Annotated in this window: 22 protein-coding genes and 3 pseudogenes; 12 read left to right on the plus strand and 13 right to left on the minus strand. The window is 60.8% G+C overall.

The window, feature by feature from the left end; translation table 11 throughout:
• Position 1: 1 nt before the first annotated feature.
• Positions 2–622 carry an HNH endonuclease gene (locus L858_RS21540; protein ID WP_152639740.1) on the minus strand — a complete coding sequence of 207 codons (621 nt, stop codon included), beginning with the start codon at positions 620–622 and terminating at the stop codon, positions 2–4.
• Positions 622–1,839 carry an AAA family ATPase gene (locus L858_RS21120; RefSeq protein WP_081643257.1) on the minus strand — a complete coding sequence of 406 codons (1,218 nt, stop codon included), beginning with the start codon at positions 1,837–1,839 and terminating at the stop codon, positions 622–624. The genes L858_RS21540 and L858_RS21120 overlap by 1 nt, the downstream gene beginning before the upstream one ends.
• A 215-nt stretch (positions 1,840–2,054) precedes the next feature.
• On the opposite strand from L858_RS21120, the gene L858_RS0100185 reads away from it, so the two are divergent.
• From L858_RS0100185 to L858_RS0100205, 5 genes are all read left to right on the plus strand, one after another.
• Positions 2,055–3,047, plus strand: coding sequence for a hypothetical protein (locus tag L858_RS0100185; RefSeq protein ID WP_022681124.1), 993 nt, complete (start codon positions 2,055–2,057; stop codon positions 3,045–3,047).
• Positions 3,048–3,216: 169 nt separating this feature from the next.
• Positions 3,217–3,429, plus strand: a complete 213-nt coding sequence (locus L858_RS0100190) for a cold-shock protein (protein ID WP_022681125.1) — start codon at positions 3,217–3,219, stop codon at positions 3,427–3,429.
• 73 nt (positions 3,430–3,502) lie between these two features.
• Positions 3,503–3,733 (plus strand): hypothetical protein, encoded by a 231-nt coding sequence (locus L858_RS0100195; RefSeq protein WP_022681126.1) that lies wholly within the window; start codon positions 3,503–3,505, stop codon positions 3,731–3,733.
• 151 nt (positions 3,734–3,884) lie between these two features.
• Complete coding sequence (locus tag L858_RS19245; RefSeq protein ID WP_022681127.1) at positions 3,885–4,373, plus strand: MarR family transcriptional regulator; 489 nt, start codon at positions 3,885–3,887, stop codon at positions 4,371–4,373.
• 88 nt (positions 4,374–4,461) lie between these two features.
• A complete protein-coding gene (locus tag L858_RS0100205) occupies positions 4,462–4,686 on the plus strand; it encodes a hypothetical protein (RefSeq protein WP_022681128.1) in 225 nt (74 codons plus the stop codon).
• Between the two features lie 191 nt (positions 4,687–4,877).
• On the opposite strand, the gene L858_RS0100210 is transcribed toward L858_RS0100205, so the two are convergent.
• From L858_RS0100210 to L858_RS0100225, 4 genes are all read right to left on the minus strand, one after another.
• A complete protein-coding gene (locus L858_RS0100210; protein ID WP_022681129.1) occupies positions 4,878–5,810 on the minus strand; it encodes an electron transfer flavoprotein subunit alpha/FixB family protein in 933 nt (310 codons plus the stop codon).
• Positions 5,807–6,556, minus strand: a complete 750-nt coding sequence (locus L858_RS0100215) for an electron transfer flavoprotein subunit beta/FixA family protein (RefSeq protein ID WP_022681130.1) — start codon at positions 6,554–6,556, stop codon at positions 5,807–5,809. The genes L858_RS0100210 and L858_RS0100215 overlap by 4 nt, the downstream gene beginning before the upstream one ends.
• A 111-nt stretch (positions 6,557–6,667) precedes the next feature.
• The gene (sucC, locus tag L858_RS0100220; RefSeq protein ID WP_022681131.1) at positions 6,668–7,867 is read right to left on the minus strand and encodes an ADP-forming succinate--CoA ligase subunit beta; all 1,200 of its coding nucleotides are present in this window, start codon (positions 7,865–7,867) and stop codon (positions 6,668–6,670) included.
• A 136-nt stretch (positions 7,868–8,003) separates the two neighbouring features.
• Positions 8,004–8,336, minus strand: coding sequence for a hypothetical protein (locus tag L858_RS0100225; RefSeq protein ID WP_022681132.1), 333 nt, complete (start codon positions 8,334–8,336; stop codon positions 8,004–8,006).
• 74 nt (positions 8,337–8,410) lie between these two features.
• Here L858_RS0100225 and L858_RS19250 point away from each other — a divergent pair.
• Positions 8,411–8,796 (plus strand): annotated as a pseudogene (locus tag L858_RS19250) (low affinity iron permease family protein).
• Here L858_RS19250 and tnpC (L858_RS22500) read toward each other — a convergent pair.
• The 5 genes and pseudogenes from tnpC (L858_RS22500) to tnpA (L858_RS0100245) all read right to left on the minus strand — a co-directional run bounded on the left by tnpC (L858_RS22500) (position 8,769) and on the right by tnpA (L858_RS0100245) (position 11,108).
• Positions 8,769–9,476: an IS66 family transposase gene (tnpC, locus tag L858_RS22500; protein WP_420801820.1), complete on the minus strand. Its 708-nt coding sequence runs from the start codon at positions 9,474–9,476 to the stop codon at positions 8,769–8,771. The pseudogene L858_RS19250 and the gene tnpC (L858_RS22500) sit on opposite strands and share 28 nt — an antisense overlap.
• 71 nt (positions 9,477–9,547) lie before the next feature.
• Positions 9,548–9,718, minus strand: a pseudogene (locus L858_RS22505) (IS66 family transposase); the annotation flags it as partial.
• A 39-nt stretch (positions 9,719–9,757) separates the two neighbouring features.
• On the minus strand, positions 9,758–10,321 hold the full coding sequence (locus L858_RS22510; protein ID WP_420801819.1) for an IS66 family transposase zinc-finger binding domain-containing protein: 564 nt from the start codon (positions 10,319–10,321) through the stop codon (positions 9,758–9,760).
• Between the two features lie 59 nt (positions 10,322–10,380).
• Positions 10,381–10,728 (minus strand): IS66 family insertion sequence element accessory protein TnpB, encoded by a 348-nt coding sequence (gene tnpB, locus L858_RS0100240; RefSeq protein WP_022681133.1) that lies wholly within the window; start codon positions 10,726–10,728, stop codon positions 10,381–10,383.
• A complete protein-coding gene (tnpA, locus tag L858_RS0100245) occupies positions 10,725–11,108 on the minus strand; it encodes an IS66-like element accessory protein TnpA (protein WP_022681134.1) in 384 nt (127 codons plus the stop codon). The genes tnpB (L858_RS0100240) and tnpA (L858_RS0100245) overlap by 4 nt, the downstream gene beginning before the upstream one ends.
• Positions 11,109–11,399: 291 nt before the next feature.
• Between tnpA (L858_RS0100245) and tnpA (L858_RS0100250) the strand changes: the two genes are divergently transcribed.
• The 5 genes from tnpA (L858_RS0100250) to L858_RS0100270 are packed head-to-tail and all read left to right on the plus strand — an operon-like array spanning position 11,400 to position 14,436.
• Entirely contained in the window at positions 11,400–11,792 is a 393-nt protein-coding gene (tnpA, locus tag L858_RS0100250) for an IS66-like element accessory protein TnpA (RefSeq protein WP_022681135.1), read from the plus strand.
• Complete coding sequence (gene tnpB, locus L858_RS0100255; RefSeq protein ID WP_022681136.1) at positions 11,789–12,145, plus strand: IS66 family insertion sequence element accessory protein TnpB; 357 nt, start codon at positions 11,789–11,791, stop codon at positions 12,143–12,145. Before tnpA (L858_RS0100250) ends, tnpB (L858_RS0100255) begins: the two co-directional genes overlap by 4 nt.
• Positions 12,146–12,173: 28 nt before the next feature.
• Entirely contained in the window at positions 12,174–12,833 is a 660-nt protein-coding gene (locus tag L858_RS0100260; RefSeq protein WP_028055641.1) for an IS66 family transposase, read from the plus strand.
• On the plus strand, positions 12,773–13,804 hold the full coding sequence (gene tnpC, locus L858_RS19260; RefSeq protein ID WP_238564895.1) for an IS66 family transposase: 1,032 nt from the start codon (positions 12,773–12,775) through the stop codon (positions 13,802–13,804). The genes L858_RS0100260 and tnpC (L858_RS19260) overlap by 61 nt, the downstream gene beginning before the upstream one ends.
• Positions 13,801–14,436, plus strand: a complete 636-nt coding sequence (locus tag L858_RS0100270) for a plasmid pRiA4b ORF-3 family protein (RefSeq protein WP_028055642.1) — start codon at positions 13,801–13,803, stop codon at positions 14,434–14,436. Before tnpC (L858_RS19260) ends, L858_RS0100270 begins: the two co-directional genes overlap by 4 nt.
• 54 nt (positions 14,437–14,490) lie before the next feature.
• Here L858_RS0100270 and L858_RS21125 read toward each other — a convergent pair whose 3' ends face one another.
• A complete protein-coding gene (locus tag L858_RS21125) occupies positions 14,491–14,670 on the minus strand; it encodes a hypothetical protein (RefSeq protein ID WP_081643259.1) in 180 nt (59 codons plus the stop codon).
• A gap of 330 nt (positions 14,671–15,000) precedes the next feature.
• Here L858_RS21125 and L858_RS19265 point away from each other — a divergent pair.
• A pseudogene (locus L858_RS19265) lies at positions 15,001–15,660 on the plus strand (glycosyltransferase); the annotation flags it as partial.
• A 41-nt stretch (positions 15,661–15,701) separates the two neighbouring features.
• Here L858_RS19265 and L858_RS0100280 read toward each other — a convergent pair.
• A complete protein-coding gene (locus L858_RS0100280) occupies positions 15,702–16,181 on the minus strand; it encodes a hypothetical protein (protein WP_152639743.1) in 480 nt (159 codons plus the stop codon).
• Positions 16,182–16,224 lie beyond the last annotated feature (43 nt).

Here is a 16,224-nt window from a genome sequence, read left to right on the forward strand (position 1 = left end):
CCTAAATCAAACTGGCTACCATTCCAGAAAATTCTTCACTTGCGGAAGCTCTTCTTTGAAGGTCAGCCTGTAGAGCGGCCTTCAGAACTGGATTTGGAGCAGACGCAACTCGTTCTTTAAGATTGTTGATGTCACTTATTTTTTCTATTTTCCGGAGGACTAACTCTAACCGTTCGCTGCTATCTAACTCCAGTCTACGAACTGTCGTCTCGGCTGCTTGGTCTCCTTCGACCCAGCCGACGACTGGGCCGTAATGCCTAACTCGTTGCTCAACTCCCGGCTGGTAAGGGTCCAGAAACGGAACTACTGAGGGATCTAGCGCGAGCTTACGGCGATTACATTCTGTGCATGCGATCGTCAGATTGGTCCATTCAAAGTGCAAATGTTGATGCACTGAACTTGGCCATTTATGCTCAACATCGCCTGGAGTATTATGGCCGATTTTACTCTCGCAGTATATGCACTTACCAGAAGTTTCCTTCTTCAGTGTTTCCTTGATGTCAGAATGCCTATAGCGATATTTAGCTGTTCCGTTGTTTGGGTTAGCAGCGTAGGCTGCATCCCAAGTTAACTTACTGGCGGAAAGTATCTGCGGGCAAGCGAGTTTAGTGAGAGTGCGCATTAGGGGTTATACTCTCCTAGTGCATCGGCCAATCCCAATCGAGATAGTTCGCTCATAATCCGACGACCACGTTCGGCTTGGTCGTGGATTAGCGATGGATCGTCAAAAATAGCTTTGATCTTTTCCTCTACCCAAACAGGGACGTTAGAATCGACCTCTAATATGTCTCGCAAAACTTGGTTGGGAGTACCGGCCAGTTCGGTACCGCTTAAATACTGAGAAAAAACCTTCCCACTGTCGTTATAGGCGAGGCCATAAACCGCTGCTTCAGGAAAGCTTGTTATGATAAATGGGCTATGAGTTGCCACGATGATTTTGCTGTCCGGAAAAGCTTGCGATAAATTGGGCAACAAGGTTCTCTGCATACTCGGATGAAGATGATTTTCTGGCTCGTCTATGATTATCGTCATGGGATCTGGCAAACTAGCAAACATCGTTAACTGCCAAGCCAGACCAAAAAGAGAGTTAACGCCCCCGGACATCGAATCTATGCTGAAGTCACCTGTCCCGGTAACTAGAACTACATCACCAGACCGAATTTCTATTCTTTGAAATTTTAGATTTTTTGGCAGCATTATTCTCAGGGCATTTTCCAGACGCGAAAATGTCATCTGATATTCAATATTTGGTGCTACTGAATTATTACCTTCACCAAAGACAGCCAGCGATATGATGGATTGCTTTTGGATTGTACCGGGGTTGCGGATGTTCCCAGATCCAAAGGTTTGCATCAATAGAGACTGATACTGCTCGTACTGTTGTTGGGTAGTTATTGGATTGGTTGGGATATTTTGTACCGGAGAGTGCACAGCTTGCGGGCGATGAGAAGGTACGAATAGCCCACGAACGGGCTCCAGCCCAGCATATTGAAGTGAATAGTTAGCAGAAACGATACGGCTCGTGATCAATTTGCAAATTCTGCTAGATTCGTAATGAACTTCTCCGACTTGCACCTGCTCATTATGGTTTATGTCATCATCGGATATTAGTTTATCCTCGTAAATGTCTGACCATATACTGGATGTGCGCCTACCCATAATTCTTGGGGTAGAGACGAAAGCCAAATTCCATCCAAAATGTTGCGTCAGCGTCGTGAGAAGCGTCGTTTTTCCTGCTCCGTTAGCGCCGGTTAATACCGTGATCCGCTTACTTAGGTCGAGGTCTATCTCCTCAAACTGCCGCCAACGTGAAATTTTGAGACGAGCAAACGCCGACATAAGATCCCCCTAATGTCGTCGAGTCATGCAGATTCTGGGTGCAGTCTCAAGCTATTTTGACCGTAACCCCTCATAAACCGCAGGTTTTTCTTTATGAACTGACACTCAGATAAGGGCTTCACCGTAGCCACCGATGTTCCCATTTTGTTCTGTCCTACTCCCCCTCACCCCTGATACCGTCCCGGCAAACCCTCCCCTAAAGCGGAGCTTTTGCCATGTCCTACCACTTCCCCTCGCTCCCCACCCCCGCCGGGCAAATCCGCGCCGACGGCTGGAGCCCCGCGCGGCAGCGGCAGTTCCTGGAAACCCTCGCCGCCACCGGCGTCATCACCACGGCCTGCGACGCCGTCCACATCTCCCCCCGCGCCGCCTATGCCCTGCGCATCCGCCGCGACGGCGCGGCCTTTCGCCTCGGCTGGGACGCGGCCATCCTCATCGCCCGCGCGCGCCTCGCCGACGAACTGCTTGCCCGCGCCCTCACCGGCCATGAGGAAGTGATCCACAAAGACGAAGACACCATCACCCGCCGCCGCCACGACAACCGCCTCGCCATGTCGATGCTCTCCCGCCTCGACCGCATGGCCGACAGCCCGCCCGAAGGCAGTGATGCCGCCCTCGCCCGCGTCGTCGCGCAGGATTTCGCCGCCTATCTCGACCTCATCTGCCCGGAAGAAAAAGCGCCGGAGGAAGCAGAGGCCGACCGCCCCGCCGCCCAAGCCCTCGCCCCATCCACGGACGACGCCAGCGACGAAGCCGCCCCCGTCGACCCCACCCCTCCGGCCGCACTCGAAGCCACCGCCGCCGCCCTCTCGCCGGGCGCATCCGCCGCCTTGTTCATCGCCGCACGCATGGCGCTCCACCAGCCCAAAAAGCCCGAGCTCCACCTCCTCCAGGAACGGTGTGAACTTCGCCCCGAGCCGGTCGATCTCACCACCCTGCCGCCCGACGAAGCCGCCGCCCGCCTTCGCGGCACATGGTGGGACGAGGACCGCGAAGCCTGGCGCACCGACTATCCCGCGCCGCCCGGCTTCACCGGCGAGGCGAGCGACGACATGTACGACATCGACCTCTATGAGCGCGACCTGACCCCGCTGGAACAGGAGGCGCTCGCCGCGCTCGATGCCGCCCAGCGACGCCCCTATGAAGATGCCGCCGCCCGCGCCCGCGACGCCTTTTTCGGCTTCGCGGCGCTGGAGAGTGCGGGGTGATGCCTCCCCAGCCTTGCAATCCCCACCCCCGCACCCCACATCCCCCCTGCTACAGACGCAAATCGACGGTCTTTCGGCGCTTTGCGGCCCCAAAACTCCCTCTTTCCCTGCCCCTCTAGCGCAAGGCCCGTCCACACGGGACGCGCCGCACGAAAGAAGGAACTACCCAATGGCCATCACCGGCACCGTCAAATTCTTCAACGCCGATAAGGGCTATGGCTTCATCGCTCCCGATGATGGCAGCCCGGACGCGTTCGTCCACATCACCGCCGTCGAGCGCGCGGGCATCGCCACGCTGCGCGAGAAGGACCGCGTCTCCTACGATCTGGAGCAGGACCGCCGCGGCAAGATGGCGGCCGTGAACATCGCCCACGCCGAATAAGGCGGCCTTGGCCGCCCCGGCCGGGCGCCGCTCCCATGTCGCCCGGCCACCCTCTCGACCCAAGGAGCGTCCCATGAACCATCCCGACTATCGCGCCCTCGCCGCCAAGGCCCGGAACGAAGCGGAGGACGCCACGCTCGCCAATGTCCGCGACCGCTGCCTCCGGTCCGAAGCGGCCTTCATCGTCATGGCGGAGCGGCAGGACCTCGCCGACCGCAACCGCGCGCGCCGCGAAGCCGCAGCAGAGGCAGACGCAGAGGCAGAGGCAGAGGCAGAGGCAGAGGCAGCCGCGAACGCAGCCTGAATTCGGGCGCCGCCCTCGCACAGAAAACTGCAATCGGGTAGGCAATTTTTGCAACCTGAATTAAGAACAGGCAGGTTGCGGGCTCATCCTCACGCCCCTATCTGCCTCCCATCCGTTAAACAGCCGCCCGGATGAGCCGGGGCTTTCGACCTTGCACCATCGTTTTTCTTCCGGCGAACTGGCGCGGCTTCTCGGCCTTGCTTCCAGCATTGCCGACAAGCATCGCTGCTCGACCGAAGAGGCCATCATGCTGCTGGAAAAGGCGGTGATGGAGGACAGGCCGCCGGTCCGTCCGCTCTCGCTCGGCTGTTTTGCCGCCCGCTGGCGTCGTCTGCGCGCCCGCCGCAATCAGATGCTGGGCGCGGACCTGATGCGCGACCCCGCCTGGGACATGCTGCTCGACCTCGTGTCGGCACGTGAAGAAGGCCAGGAACTCAGCATCACCACCCTCTGTCAGGGCAGCGCCGTTCCCATGACCACAGCCCTCCGCCAGATCGACCGGCTGGAGCAGCTCAGCCTCATTACCCGCCGCCCTCACCCCAGCGACAAGCGCCAGATGCTCGTCAGCCTCAACGCCGCCACCGCTCCGCGCATCGAACGCCTCGTCGCCATGTTCCGCGACATGCTCGCTCCCGCGTGACCCATACCGCCCATTTTGTCCGGAACCCAACGCCTGCCCGCCGGTTATCTCGTCAAACCCAACGGAAACGGAACGAGGAGCCCCCACCATGATCCGCACCCTTATTTTCGGTGCCATTGCCGGCTATGTCGGCAAGAAGCTGTACGACGAAGGCAAGCTGACTGAGTTCAAGGACGATCTGGTCGGCCGCTATAACCAAGCGAAGAACGACCTTTCCGACAAGCGCGCCGCCAGTTCCAGCCAGCCCGCCATGGTGACCCCCGCGCATAGCAGCACCACCAGCGGCGCTTCGGCATCGTCGCACCTGTCCTGACCTGATCGGCTGACAATTTCCCGGCGGTTGGCTCCCTCTCGCCGCCGGTTTACCGCCCGCCCGGCCCGCGACCCCTTCGCGGCGCTGTTGGCGGGCGGACTAGTTTATCCTCTCGCCCATCTGAACGGAGCGGCTCAAAAAAAAGGGCGCCGCCTCCCGGCCGCGCCCTCTTTTTCGACCGATCGGACCGATCAGAGCTTTTCGACCAGCTCCGGCACCACCTTGAACAGGTCGCCCACCAGGCCGATATCCGCGACCTGGAAGATTGGCGCATCCTCGTCCTTGTTGATGGCGATGATGGTCTTGCTGTCCTTCATGCCCGCCAGATGCTGGATCGCACCGGAGATACCGATGGCGATATAGACTTCCGGCGCGACGATCTTGCCGGTCTGGCCGACCTGATAGTCGTTCGGGACATAGCCCGCATCGACAGCCGCACGGCTCGCACCAACCGCCGCGCCCAGCTTGTCGGCCAGCGGGAAGATGGTCGCCTCGAACGTCTCGCCGTCCTTGAGGGCACGGCCTCCCGACACGATCACCTTGGCCGAGGTCAGTTCCGGGCGCTCCAGCTTGGCGATCTCGGCGCCCACGAAGGAGGAAATGCCCTTGTCCCCGGTCGAGCCAACGGCCTCCACCGTGCCCGAACCGCCCTCACGCGCCGCCTTCTCGAAAGCGGTGCCACGAACGGTGATGACCTTCTTGGCGTCCTTCGACTTGACCGTCGCAATCGCGTTGCCAGCGTAGATCGGGCGCGTGAACGTGCCCTCGCTCTCAACCGACAGGATGTCGCTGATCTGCATGACGTCCAGCAGAGCAGCCACGCGCGGCGCGATATTCTTGCCGTTGCTGGTGGCCGGCACGACGAAAGCGTCATGGCTGGCCATCAGCTCGACGATCAGTGGCGCCACATTTTCCGGCAGCGCGTGGCCGAAGGCGGCGTCATCAGCGACATGGACCTTGCCCACGCCGGCGATCTTCGCAGCTTCCTCGGCTACGCCGCCGACGCCTTGGCCGGCGACCAGCAGATGGACCTCACCCAGCTTCGCAGCTGCGGTGACGGCGGCAAGAGTTGCGTCCTTGACGGCGCCGCCCTCATGTTCAACCCAGACAAGCGACTTCGTCATGCTGCAACTCCCAGAGCCTTGAGCTTCGCGACTAGTTCATCGACATCGGCGACCTTGACACCGGCCGAACGCTTGGCGGGTTCCGTGACCTTCAGCGTTTCGAGGCGAGCCGAGATGTCCACGCCATAATCTGCCGGCGCCTTGGTCGCGAGCGGCTTGGCCTTGGCCTTCATGATGTTCGGCAGCGACGCATAGCGCGGCTCATTGAGCCGAAGGTCGGTGGTGATGATCGCCGGAATGTTGAGCTTCACCGTCTCCAGACCGCCATCGACCTCGCGGGTCACGTTGACCTTGTCGCCTTCGACCTCAATCTTGCTGGCGAAGGTGCCTTGCGGCAGGTTCAGGAGAGCGGCGAGCATCTGGCCAGTTTGGTTGCTGTCATCGTCAATCGCCTGCTTGCCGAGGATGATCAGGCCAGCGCCTTCCTCTTCCTGCACCTTAGAGAGGAGCTTGGCGACGCCCAGCGGTTCGACCTCATCATCGGTCTGGATCAGGACCGCGCGGTCCGCGCCCATCGCCAGCGCCGTGCGCAGCGTTTCCTGCGCCTTCGCCACGCCGATCGACACGGCAATCACCTCAGTTGCCACGCCCTTCTCCTTCAAGCGAATGGCTTCCTCGACGGCGATCTCGTCGAAGGGGTTCATGCTCATCTTGACGTTCGCGAGGTCCACGCCCGTCCCATCCGCCTTCACACGCGGCTTCACATTATAGTCAATAACCCGCTTGACGGGCACAAGGATCTTCATCTGCACATCCTCCGTTAATCACTCCAAGTTCGCCAATGCGAACGCGGGCGCGGGCAGTCCGTTTCCGGACCACCCGCACCCTTTGGTGTCTCGTTCAGGCGAAAGTTCGCGTCAGGCGACTTTTCTCACTTCCGCCACGATCTTCTTGGCCGCGTCGCCCAGATCGTCCGCCGGGACGATCGCAAGGCCGGACTGGGCCAGAATGTCCTTACCCTGCTGGACGTTCGTGCCTTCCAGGCGCACGACCAGCGGAACCGACAGGTTCACTTCCTTGGCGGCAGCGACGATGCCATCGGCAATGATGTCGCACTTCATGATGCCGCCGAAGATGTTGACCAGAATGCCCTTCACCGCCGGGTCCTTCAGGATGATCTTGAAGGCCGCGGTCACCTTCTCCTTGGAAGCGCCGCCACCGACGTCCAGGAAGTTGGCGGGGAATTCGCCGTTCAGCTTGATGATGTCCATGGTCGCCATGGCCAGGCCCGCACCGTTCACCATGCAGCCGATGTTGCCGTCCAGCTTGATGTAGGCGAGGTCATATTCGCTCGCTTCGACTTCCGCCGGATCTTCTTCGGTCAGGTCGCGCAGCTCGGCGATGTCCTTGTGACGGAACATGGCGTTGCCGTCGAAACCGACCTTGGCGTCCAGCACCAGCAGGTTGCCCTGCTCGGTCAGCGCCAGCGGGTTGACTTCGATCTGCTCGGCGTCGGTGTCGAGGAAGGCGGCGTAGAGCGAGGCAGCGACCTTCGCGGCCTGCTTCGCCTGATCACCGGTCAGGCCCAGCGCCGCGGCGACCGAACGGCCGTGGTGCGGCTGGAAGCCAGCAGCAGGATCAACCGAGAAGCTGTGGATCTTTTCAGGGGTCGAATGAGCGACTTCTTCAATGTCCATGCCGCCTTCGGTCGACACAACGAAAGCGATGCGGCTGCTGGCGCGGTCGACCAGAAGTGCGAGGTAGAACTCCTTCGCAATGTCGGCGCCGTCGGTGACGTAGAGACGGTTGACCTGCTTGCCCGCTTCGCCGGTCTGGATGGTGACGAGCGTGTTGCCGAGCATGTCACTGGCGTGCGCCTTCACCTCATCCAGGTTGAAGGCCAGGCGAACCCCGCCCTTCGCGTCGGGGCCGAGTTCCTTGAACTTGCCCTTGCCGCGGCCACCAGCGTGAATCTGCGACTTTACGACATAAAGCGGCCCAGGCAGCTTCTTTGCGGCCTCTACCGCTTCCTCAACAGTGAAGGCAGCGTAACCTGCGGCGATCGGCGCGCCATATTTCGCCAGCAGTTCCTTGGCTTGATATTCGTGAATGTTCATGGGCTCGGCCCGTCCTTTGCACTGAAACTCGATGTCCAGCGGCTAAGCACAGGCTCGGCCATGAAGCCAGTTAATTTCGCAAAATCACTTTGCAAAATTGCAAACAGCGTTCATCCGCCCATCGGTCATCTTGCCGTTAAAGGTCCAGTGTACAGGCAAGCGCGGCCTTGCTGCTCACCATGAATATCTCCGGATCCTCAAGTGCGCGGACCTTGAACAGGAAGCGATCGATGGTCATGTCGCCGATGTCAGAATTGCGGAGCCACGCAAGCGATTGTAGCCGCCGCAGTTGGACTATGCTGAGCCGATCGACCATCCGCTCGGCCATGCAGCCGGCCATTCGAGGGGAAAGTCCCGCATCCATCAACCCGACACGCAAGCGCGATTCGGGTGACACGGTAGCGCAGGATGAAAGCAGCAGGGACGTGCCGAGCCCAAGGATCAGTTTGTTGAAAGAGATGGTCGTCATGCCAGCGTCATGGCAAGCATCGGCTGAACGCAAGGTAAATGGGCCCGCCAAACAGCGGTCGTACGGAGGTTTGCATCGACTGGGTTTTCGGCGCCGTTTCTCATCGGGTGGCGGACTGGGCCGACCAGCCCGCCGCCTTCACGCTTGCAGCCCTTGTGATTCTAGGATGGGTCGTCACAGGCCCTCTGTTCCACTTTTCGGACACATGGCAGCTCATCATCAACACCGGAACCACCATCGTTACGTTCCTTATGGTGTTCCTGATCCAGAACGCCCAGAACCGCGACGGTTCCGCAATTCAGGCCAAGCTGGATGAGCTGATCCGCGCCCTGGAACCCGCGACGACTTCATCGGTATTGAGCACCTAACCGAAGCTCAACTGGAACAGGTGAAGACGGTATTGGAACGTAAGCGTGGGCTGAAGGCCGCAGATCAGGCGGCTTCGGCGATCGGTTGCTGATCGGGTCGCCAGTTCCACGGCATGAGTTCATCCCAGCGGGCGGCAGGCCAGTTGGCGGCGATCTTGGCGATAACGTCGGCGATATAGGCCTGCGGTTCGAGGCCGTTGAGCTTAGCGGTCTCGATGACGGAGTAGACGGCAGCGGCGCGATCGCCGCCCGCCTTGGAGCCAGCGAACAGCCAGTTTTTACGGCCCAGGGCCACGCAGCGCATGGCGCGCTCTGCAATGTTGTTGTCGATCTCCAGGTGCCCATCGTCGAGGAAACGTGTCAGCGCGACCCAGCGTTTGCGCCCATAGGCGATCGCCTTCGCCATCTCGGACTTGGGCGAGAGACGGCGCAGGGCATCGTCGAGGGCCTGGCGCAACTCGTCGATCAATGGCTGGGTGCGGTCCTGCCGGCTTCGTCGTCGGATCTCGGGTTGCTGGCCTCGAACCTCTGCCTCGATCTCGTAGAGCTGGCCGATGCGTTCCAGCAGGTCGGTGGTGAGCGGCGTCGGCTTGGTGGCGTGGATGTCGAATATCTTGCGCCGGAAATGGGCCCAGCAAGCAACCTCAATGACGCGGTTCGTGACGTAGAGCTTGTCATAACCGGCATAGCCATCTGCCTGGAGATAGCCGGTGAAGTTGGCCAGCTGCCGCTGGGGATGCGCGCCCGTGCGATCGGTGGTGAACTCATCCAGACGAGCGACGGGGTTGTGGCGCCGGAGCCGCGATCATCGACGGCGTAAGCCCAGAGCCTGCCGGTCGCCGTCTTGCTGCGTCCCGGATTAAGCATGGGAACCGGCGTATCGTCGGTATGGATCTTCGAGGCGGTCAGGCCGACCTCGCGGATGCGACTGACGATCGGGTCGAGCAGCACGGATGCTTGCCCGGCCCAGCCTGCGAGGGTTGAGCGGTCGATCTCGATGCCCTGAGCCGCCATGATCTCGGCGTGGCGGTAAAGCGGCAGATGATGGTCGAACTAGGAGACGACAACGGGGGCCAGCGTGCCGAAGGTCGCCTTGCCCCGGGCAATGGCTTTTGCCGGCGCGGGCGCCTGCACGATCTTCTCGCAGGACCGGCAGCTATACTTGGGCCGTATGGTCCGCACGACACGCCACTGCGCCGGCAGGGCATCGAACATCTCGTCGCTATCCTGTCCCAGCGGCCGCAGTATCCCGCCGCAGTCGGGACAGGTGCAGGTGCCTTGCCCAGGCTCGATCCGCTGTTCCTCCCGCGGCAGATGGGCGGGCAGAGCACGAACAGGCGCTAACCGAGCGTCATCTGCCGGACCGGCCCGACGGGCGGCAACGACGATGGCCTCGCCTTCGAGTTCCTCGAGCGCCAGTTCAAGCTGCGCGATCTGGGTATCGAGCTTCTCGGACGACTTGCCGAACTGCATCCGCTTGAGGCGCGCGATCTGCACGCGCAGCGTGTCGATCAGGATGTCGCGGGCAGAAATATCGGCGTGGGCGGTCGCCAACGCCGCTTCGAGCTCGGCGATCCGAGCGTCTTTATCAGTGGTGGAAAGGCCTGCGTCCGACACCGCGATCCTATAGCGAAACAGCCGCCACAATGCCAGAAAAAGCGCCAGAAAATGGGCGTTTATCCCGCGAGTGACGGGGTAAAAGTACGCTCCGGCCGTCGCCAGTCGATGCCTTCCAGCAGCATGGAAAGCTGGGCCGCCGTCATCACCACCGACCCGGTCTTGGTCAATGGCCACACAAACCGGCCCCGGTCCATCCGCTTGGAAAACAGGCACATGCCCTGACCGTCATACCAGAGCAGCTTCACCAGATCGCCGCGCTTGCCGCGAAAGGCGAACAGCGCACCGGAATGCGGGCTTTGCTCCAGCACCTGCTGGGTCATCACGGCAAGCCCGTCAAAACCCTTGCGCATGTCTGTCGCGCCGCAGGCCAGGAATATCCGCGTCAATGGTGGCAGCGGGATCATCGCGTCAGGATGCCGATCACCCGCGACAGGGCAGCGGCATCGACCGTGGCGTCCACGCTTACCCTGATGCCCGATGGCAGCTCGATGCCGATCACGCCCCCGCTGCGCGCTGCGACCGTTGGGGCGGGTAAGGCTGGCTGCTCGCTGATCTGCACCTCCGCAAAAACGGGCTCGATCGGCTTGCGCACCCCGGCCAGTTCACCGGACATCGCCTGTCGCCGCCAGGTGTAGATCGAGCCGCTGCCGACATCATGGCGTTCACAGGCCGCGCGCACGCAGCCCTCCGGGCCGAATGCATCCCGTAGCACGGCCAGCTTCTGCTCTACCGTCCACCGCCGCCGGCCTGACACCCGGCTAACGATCTCTATCCGACTACTCATATGACCGCTCGTATGAGTAGTCGCTGCGCTGCTCCCTGAATCCTCAATCTCGTCCGACACCGGCCACCCCGCTCAAAGAGCGGCAATCATCCCGGCGAACGGGCGCGGCGCAAGGCGGCCGTCAGACCCCGCTTACGAATCGCCTCGGCCAGAAGCTTCTTCAGCTTGGCGTTCTCGTCCTCGGGCGCCCGAAGCCGCCGAGCCTCTGAAACGTCCGTAAGCGCCGACGGAAGGCGGCCTTGTTGCCGGCACCGGAATAGGAAAGCTCGCGGCCTTTGAGGAGGCGTGAGCATGGACATCGAGCAGTCAAACGAGCCTCGTATGAGCGGTCGCGGTGATGGCGGAGCGCTTGTACGGGTGGGGCGGCGTCGGAACTGGAGCGACGAGGAGAAACTGGCGATCCTGAAGGAGACGACGGCGCCCGGCGCTATCGTCTCGGCCGTGGCTCGGCGACACAACATTGGAACAGGCCAGCTTTATACCTGGCGCAAGCAACTGCTCCGCGGAGCGATAGCGGGCTTCGTGCCTGTTGAACTTGCCTCGTCTTCGCCGTCGGCCAAGGCCCGGGAAGCTGGGCGGATCGAGGTTCGCGGGCGGTGCGGCCTGACGGTGTCGGTGGATGGCGAGGTTGATCGGGCCGCCCTGAAACAGGTGCTCGATGTCCTGCGGGAGTTGGATCATTGAGCCTGGCGTTCCCGCCTTCGACGAAGATATACCTGTCGTTGGCGCCGTGCGACATGCGCAAGGGGTTTGACGGGCTGTCGGCGCAAGTGCGCAATATTCTTCAGCTTGATCCATTCTCGGGGGCGGTCTTCCTGTTCCGCGGAAAGAGGGGCGACAGGTTGAAAGCCTTGGTCTGGGACGGGTCCGGGCTATGTATGTATGCAAAGCGTCTCGAGCGTGGAAAGTTCGTGTGGCCCCGTGCTCATGAGGGCGCGCTTCGCCTGTCGGCGGCCCAGCTTGCGATGCTCGTCGAAGGGCTGAACTGGAAGCCGGCGATAGTCCATGACGAGGTGGTCACGCCGAGGCTCGCATAGCCAAAAAGATCAGGAAAACCGCCATTTCATGGTGGTTTTACCGTGGGCTTCGGCTATTATCGGCGGCATGCGGTTCGCCCTTGATCGCCTTCCCACAGACCCGGTTCTCCTGCAGAAAATGCTGCTGGAGATGGCCGATGCCATGGAACAGGAACGGGCTGAACGGAGGGCCGCGGAAGCCACGGTCAAAGCCCAGACCTTGCAGATCGAAAAGCTCGAGCATCGTGTCGCGCGGCTGCTGCGCGTCCAGTTCGGCCGCAGTTCCGAGAAAATGGATATCGCCCAGCTGCGGCTGATGTTCGAGGAAGTGGAGGCGCCGGAACCAGCCAACGATGAGGCACCGGCAGCCCCCGTGACAAAATCGGCTCGCAAACCCGGCAGCCGCGTTCCGCTTCCCGCGCACTTCCCGCGTCAGACAGTCGATCATCAGCCCAGCCCGTGCAGTGCCGGTTGTAATGGACAGTCAGTGCAGATCGACGAGGCCGTCACTGAGGTCCTCGACTATGTCCCGGCGCGCTTCCGCGTCATCCGCCATGTCCGGCCCAGGCTGGTGTGCCGGTCCTGCGAGCAGATCCGCCAGGCGCCCGCCGTCGATCTGCCGCTTCCCAAGGTCATGGCGAGCAGCGCCTGGCCAATCTCGTCGTCAGCCGCTTTGTCGATCATCAGCCCTGGCATCGGCAGTCGGTGATCTTCCGCCGGGTGGGGCTGCATATCGATCGGGATGTGATGAGCCGGTGGGCCCGGAAACTGGCATGGCTGCTGGCGCCACTGGGCGAGCGGCTGTTCGCCTATATCCGGGAAGCCGCCAAGATCCATGGTGACGACACGCCGGTCACCTTGCTGGGCAATGGCGAGGGCAGCCGGATCGGACACTTCTGGGTGTATCTGCGTGATGATCGCTCAAGCGGCGACATGAGCCCGCCCGCCGTGGCCTTCCGCTTCAGCGCCGATCGTGGTGGGGCGCATCCGGCGGAACATCTGGCTGATTATCAGGGCTATCTACAGGCAGACGGCTTTGCCGGATACAATGCGCTTTACCGTAACCCCAAGACCAAAGCGCCCAGGGACATCGTCAAAGTAGGATGCTGGAGTCACAGTCGCAGGAAATTTACCGACATACTGGAAAAGAGCCCGTCGCCGATCGCGGCGGAGGCGGTCGTGCGGATCGCCGAACTCTTCGCCATTGAGCGCGACATCAAGGGTGCGCCACCCGATGAGCGGAGACGCATCCGCCAGAGCAAGGCGGTGCCGAAGCTGGAGGCTTTGCGCGTCTGGCTCGAAACACAGAACCGTGGCCTGTCTTCCGACAGCAATCTGGCGCGTGCGTGTCGCTATCCGCTCAACCGCTGGCAGGCCATGATCCGCTACTGCGACGACGGTCGGCTCGAGATCAGCAACAATCTTGTGGAAAACGCCCTGCGCGGTGTAGCGCTCGGGCGTCGGAACTGGATGTTCGTCGGCTCCATGAAGGGGGGAGAGGCGGCCGCGCTCTTTTACTCCCTGGCCGGTACATGCCGCCTCAACGGCGTCGAGCCTGAAGCGTGGTTCACCGACGTCATCGAGCGCATCGGCAACTACCTGATCAATCGGATCGATGACTTTTTACCCTGGAGATGGCAGGCATCAAAGCTGAGCAACGATCTGGAGAAGGCTGCGTGAGCAACGGCACCGTGGTGCGGATGAAGATTACGCTGGACGATGTCACACCGGCCGTGAGCCGAACGCTGGAGGTGCCGCTCAATATCCGCCTCGACCGTCTGCATACCGTCATCCAGACCGCCTTCTCGTGGACGGACTCTCATCTGTGGGAAATGAGCTTCGGGCAGACCGGCTTCGGCATCCCTGATCCTGAATATGGCTTCGACGGGCCGCTCGACGCCCGTAAGGCCACTCTCGCCCAGGTCCTAACGGATACGAGGCGCAAGACCTTCCGATATCTCTACGACTTTGGCGACGCCTGGGAGCATAGCGTCAAGATCGAGCGCGTCAGCGCGGCCAGCCCGCACCTGACATATCCGCTCATCCTCGATGCAGTAGGCATGCGGCCGCCGGAGGACAGTGGCGGGCCATGGGGCTACGCCGAAAAGCTCGAAGCGCTCGGCGACCCCCAGCATGAATATCATGAAGAGGCGCTCGATACCCTCGGCGACGACCATGATCCCAACGCCCAGCCCGATATCCCCCTGATCGAGGCAAGGCTGGAAGCGCTCGCGAAAAATGGGCGCCGCGGACACGCCGGAAAGCCTGACAGGCCGCGTCAACGCCACCTCCCGTCGGCGCTTACGGAATAACGAAGGCCATCGGCGGTCGATCGAGCGTCTGATAGCGAAGCGCTGACCAGTTGGTCAGTGAGCGAGGTTGACCAGTCTCTCATTTTCGCGCCTATATGCGTCGATTTGATCGGAATAGCCCCGGGCCAAACCCTCATAGGCTTCGCGCCCTTTTAGCGAGCGGCTGTGTTGAGCTCGAATTAGGGACACCTGCTGCCGGTGCAGCAGATAATTAACGTCCATCTCCCAGTTCATGTCGGCCCTCCTACCAATCGCTTCAAGAGATGTGGTGGACTCTCGCTTTTGCCCGCGAGTCGCTCTTTTTAGTCGTTGCACAATATCACCGGACTAACAGTGCCGCGATTCGATCCGACGCGCCTACGGTGCAGTCCATCGGCCGGCCGCACGATCCATCGCTGATTAAGACAACGCTAGGAGCTTAATGGCTACATCATACCGTCCGCCACTTTGCCGATCTTTCAGAACGATGCACTTGATGGCGGTTCTGTGCACAACAGGATTGCAGAACAGGCTTGAATTTCAAAGTAATCGTGTCATTCCAGTTGAAACTTTGAGGGGGTCAGAGTGGGGGAAGCGATCATCGCCATTTTGGCGAGCATTCATCATGAAATCTTGCTCTTCGCCGTGGTTGGCTTGGCCATCGGAGGGATCGACGACTTTCTCGTCGACGTTCTTTTCCTATTTCGCCAGGCTTGGCGTCAAATCGCGGTTTATTCGCGGTACGAGCGGATGACGACGGCCACTCTACCCAACTCTCCGCGTTCTGGCCGCATTGCGGTGTTCATTCCTGCCTGGCGAGAAGCAGAGGTAATCGCTCCCATGCTCCGTCACGCGCTCGCAAGTTGGGGACGAGATAGATATCTGATCTTTGTCGGCGTCTATCCAAATGACCCGGAGACGCTTGACGCGGTCACCTCCTTAGCGGCGAACGAAGACCATGTAGTTCTCTGCATCAACGAGCGTCCGGGCCCTACGACCAAGGCGGATTGCCTGAATGTCCTGTGGCGGGCCATGCTGTGCGAGGAAGAACGGTCCGGCGAGCCCTTCAAGGCAGTCGCCTTACACGACGCAGAAGACGTCGTGCATCCAGACGAAATCCGGCTGTACGACCTGATGATCGATCGGTTTCAGTTGGTGCAACTGCCGGTGCTGCCACTGCCCGGCCATGGTGGCTGGTGGGCACGCGCCATCGCTAATCATTATTGTGACGAGTTCGCGGAAGCTCGCAGGGTGTTAGCGTAATTCTTCGCGAGACTTAGGAATGCCTATTCAGGCGGGTCGCCAGCGACAATCTCATGCTTGAAAATCACCCGCTCCCCCTCCCTCTTCACTAAGTACCAGCGGGTGAAAGCGACTTCGATGCCCCCGTCACCAGCCGGCAGATCATCGCAGATTACAAATCGCCGCCGATCAGCAAACACGCGCTCCCTTGCAATCGCGATCAGTTCGAGCCGTTTGTCTTTCCTTACCAAGCTGCCTGTCGGAGCAGCATGCCCCTCGACGCCGATCAAGCTTTGCAGATCGACCTCGACCTCCAGATCTTCAAAAGCCAGCCCCTTCCAATTCTCATTGTTGAACGCGGGCATGGTTTCAAAGCGATGCTCATTACCGATGAAGCAGGCGATTGCCCCCTCACCTTCCCCCAGGATAAGGAATGGCTGGTCGTACCGATCGACCGGCAGCACGACTGCCGGAGCCACAATGTTTTGAAGTCGAACAGGCCGAAAGATGTTCACTGGCGTCACGAGTCGTTCTCCCACTGTTTCGCCAGAGTAACAGGCTGCTCCA

It is taken from the genome of Sphingobium bisphenolivorans, assembly GCF_000412635.1.
GTDB lineage: Bacteria > Pseudomonadota > Alphaproteobacteria > Sphingomonadales > Sphingomonadaceae > Sphingobium > Sphingobium bisphenolivorans.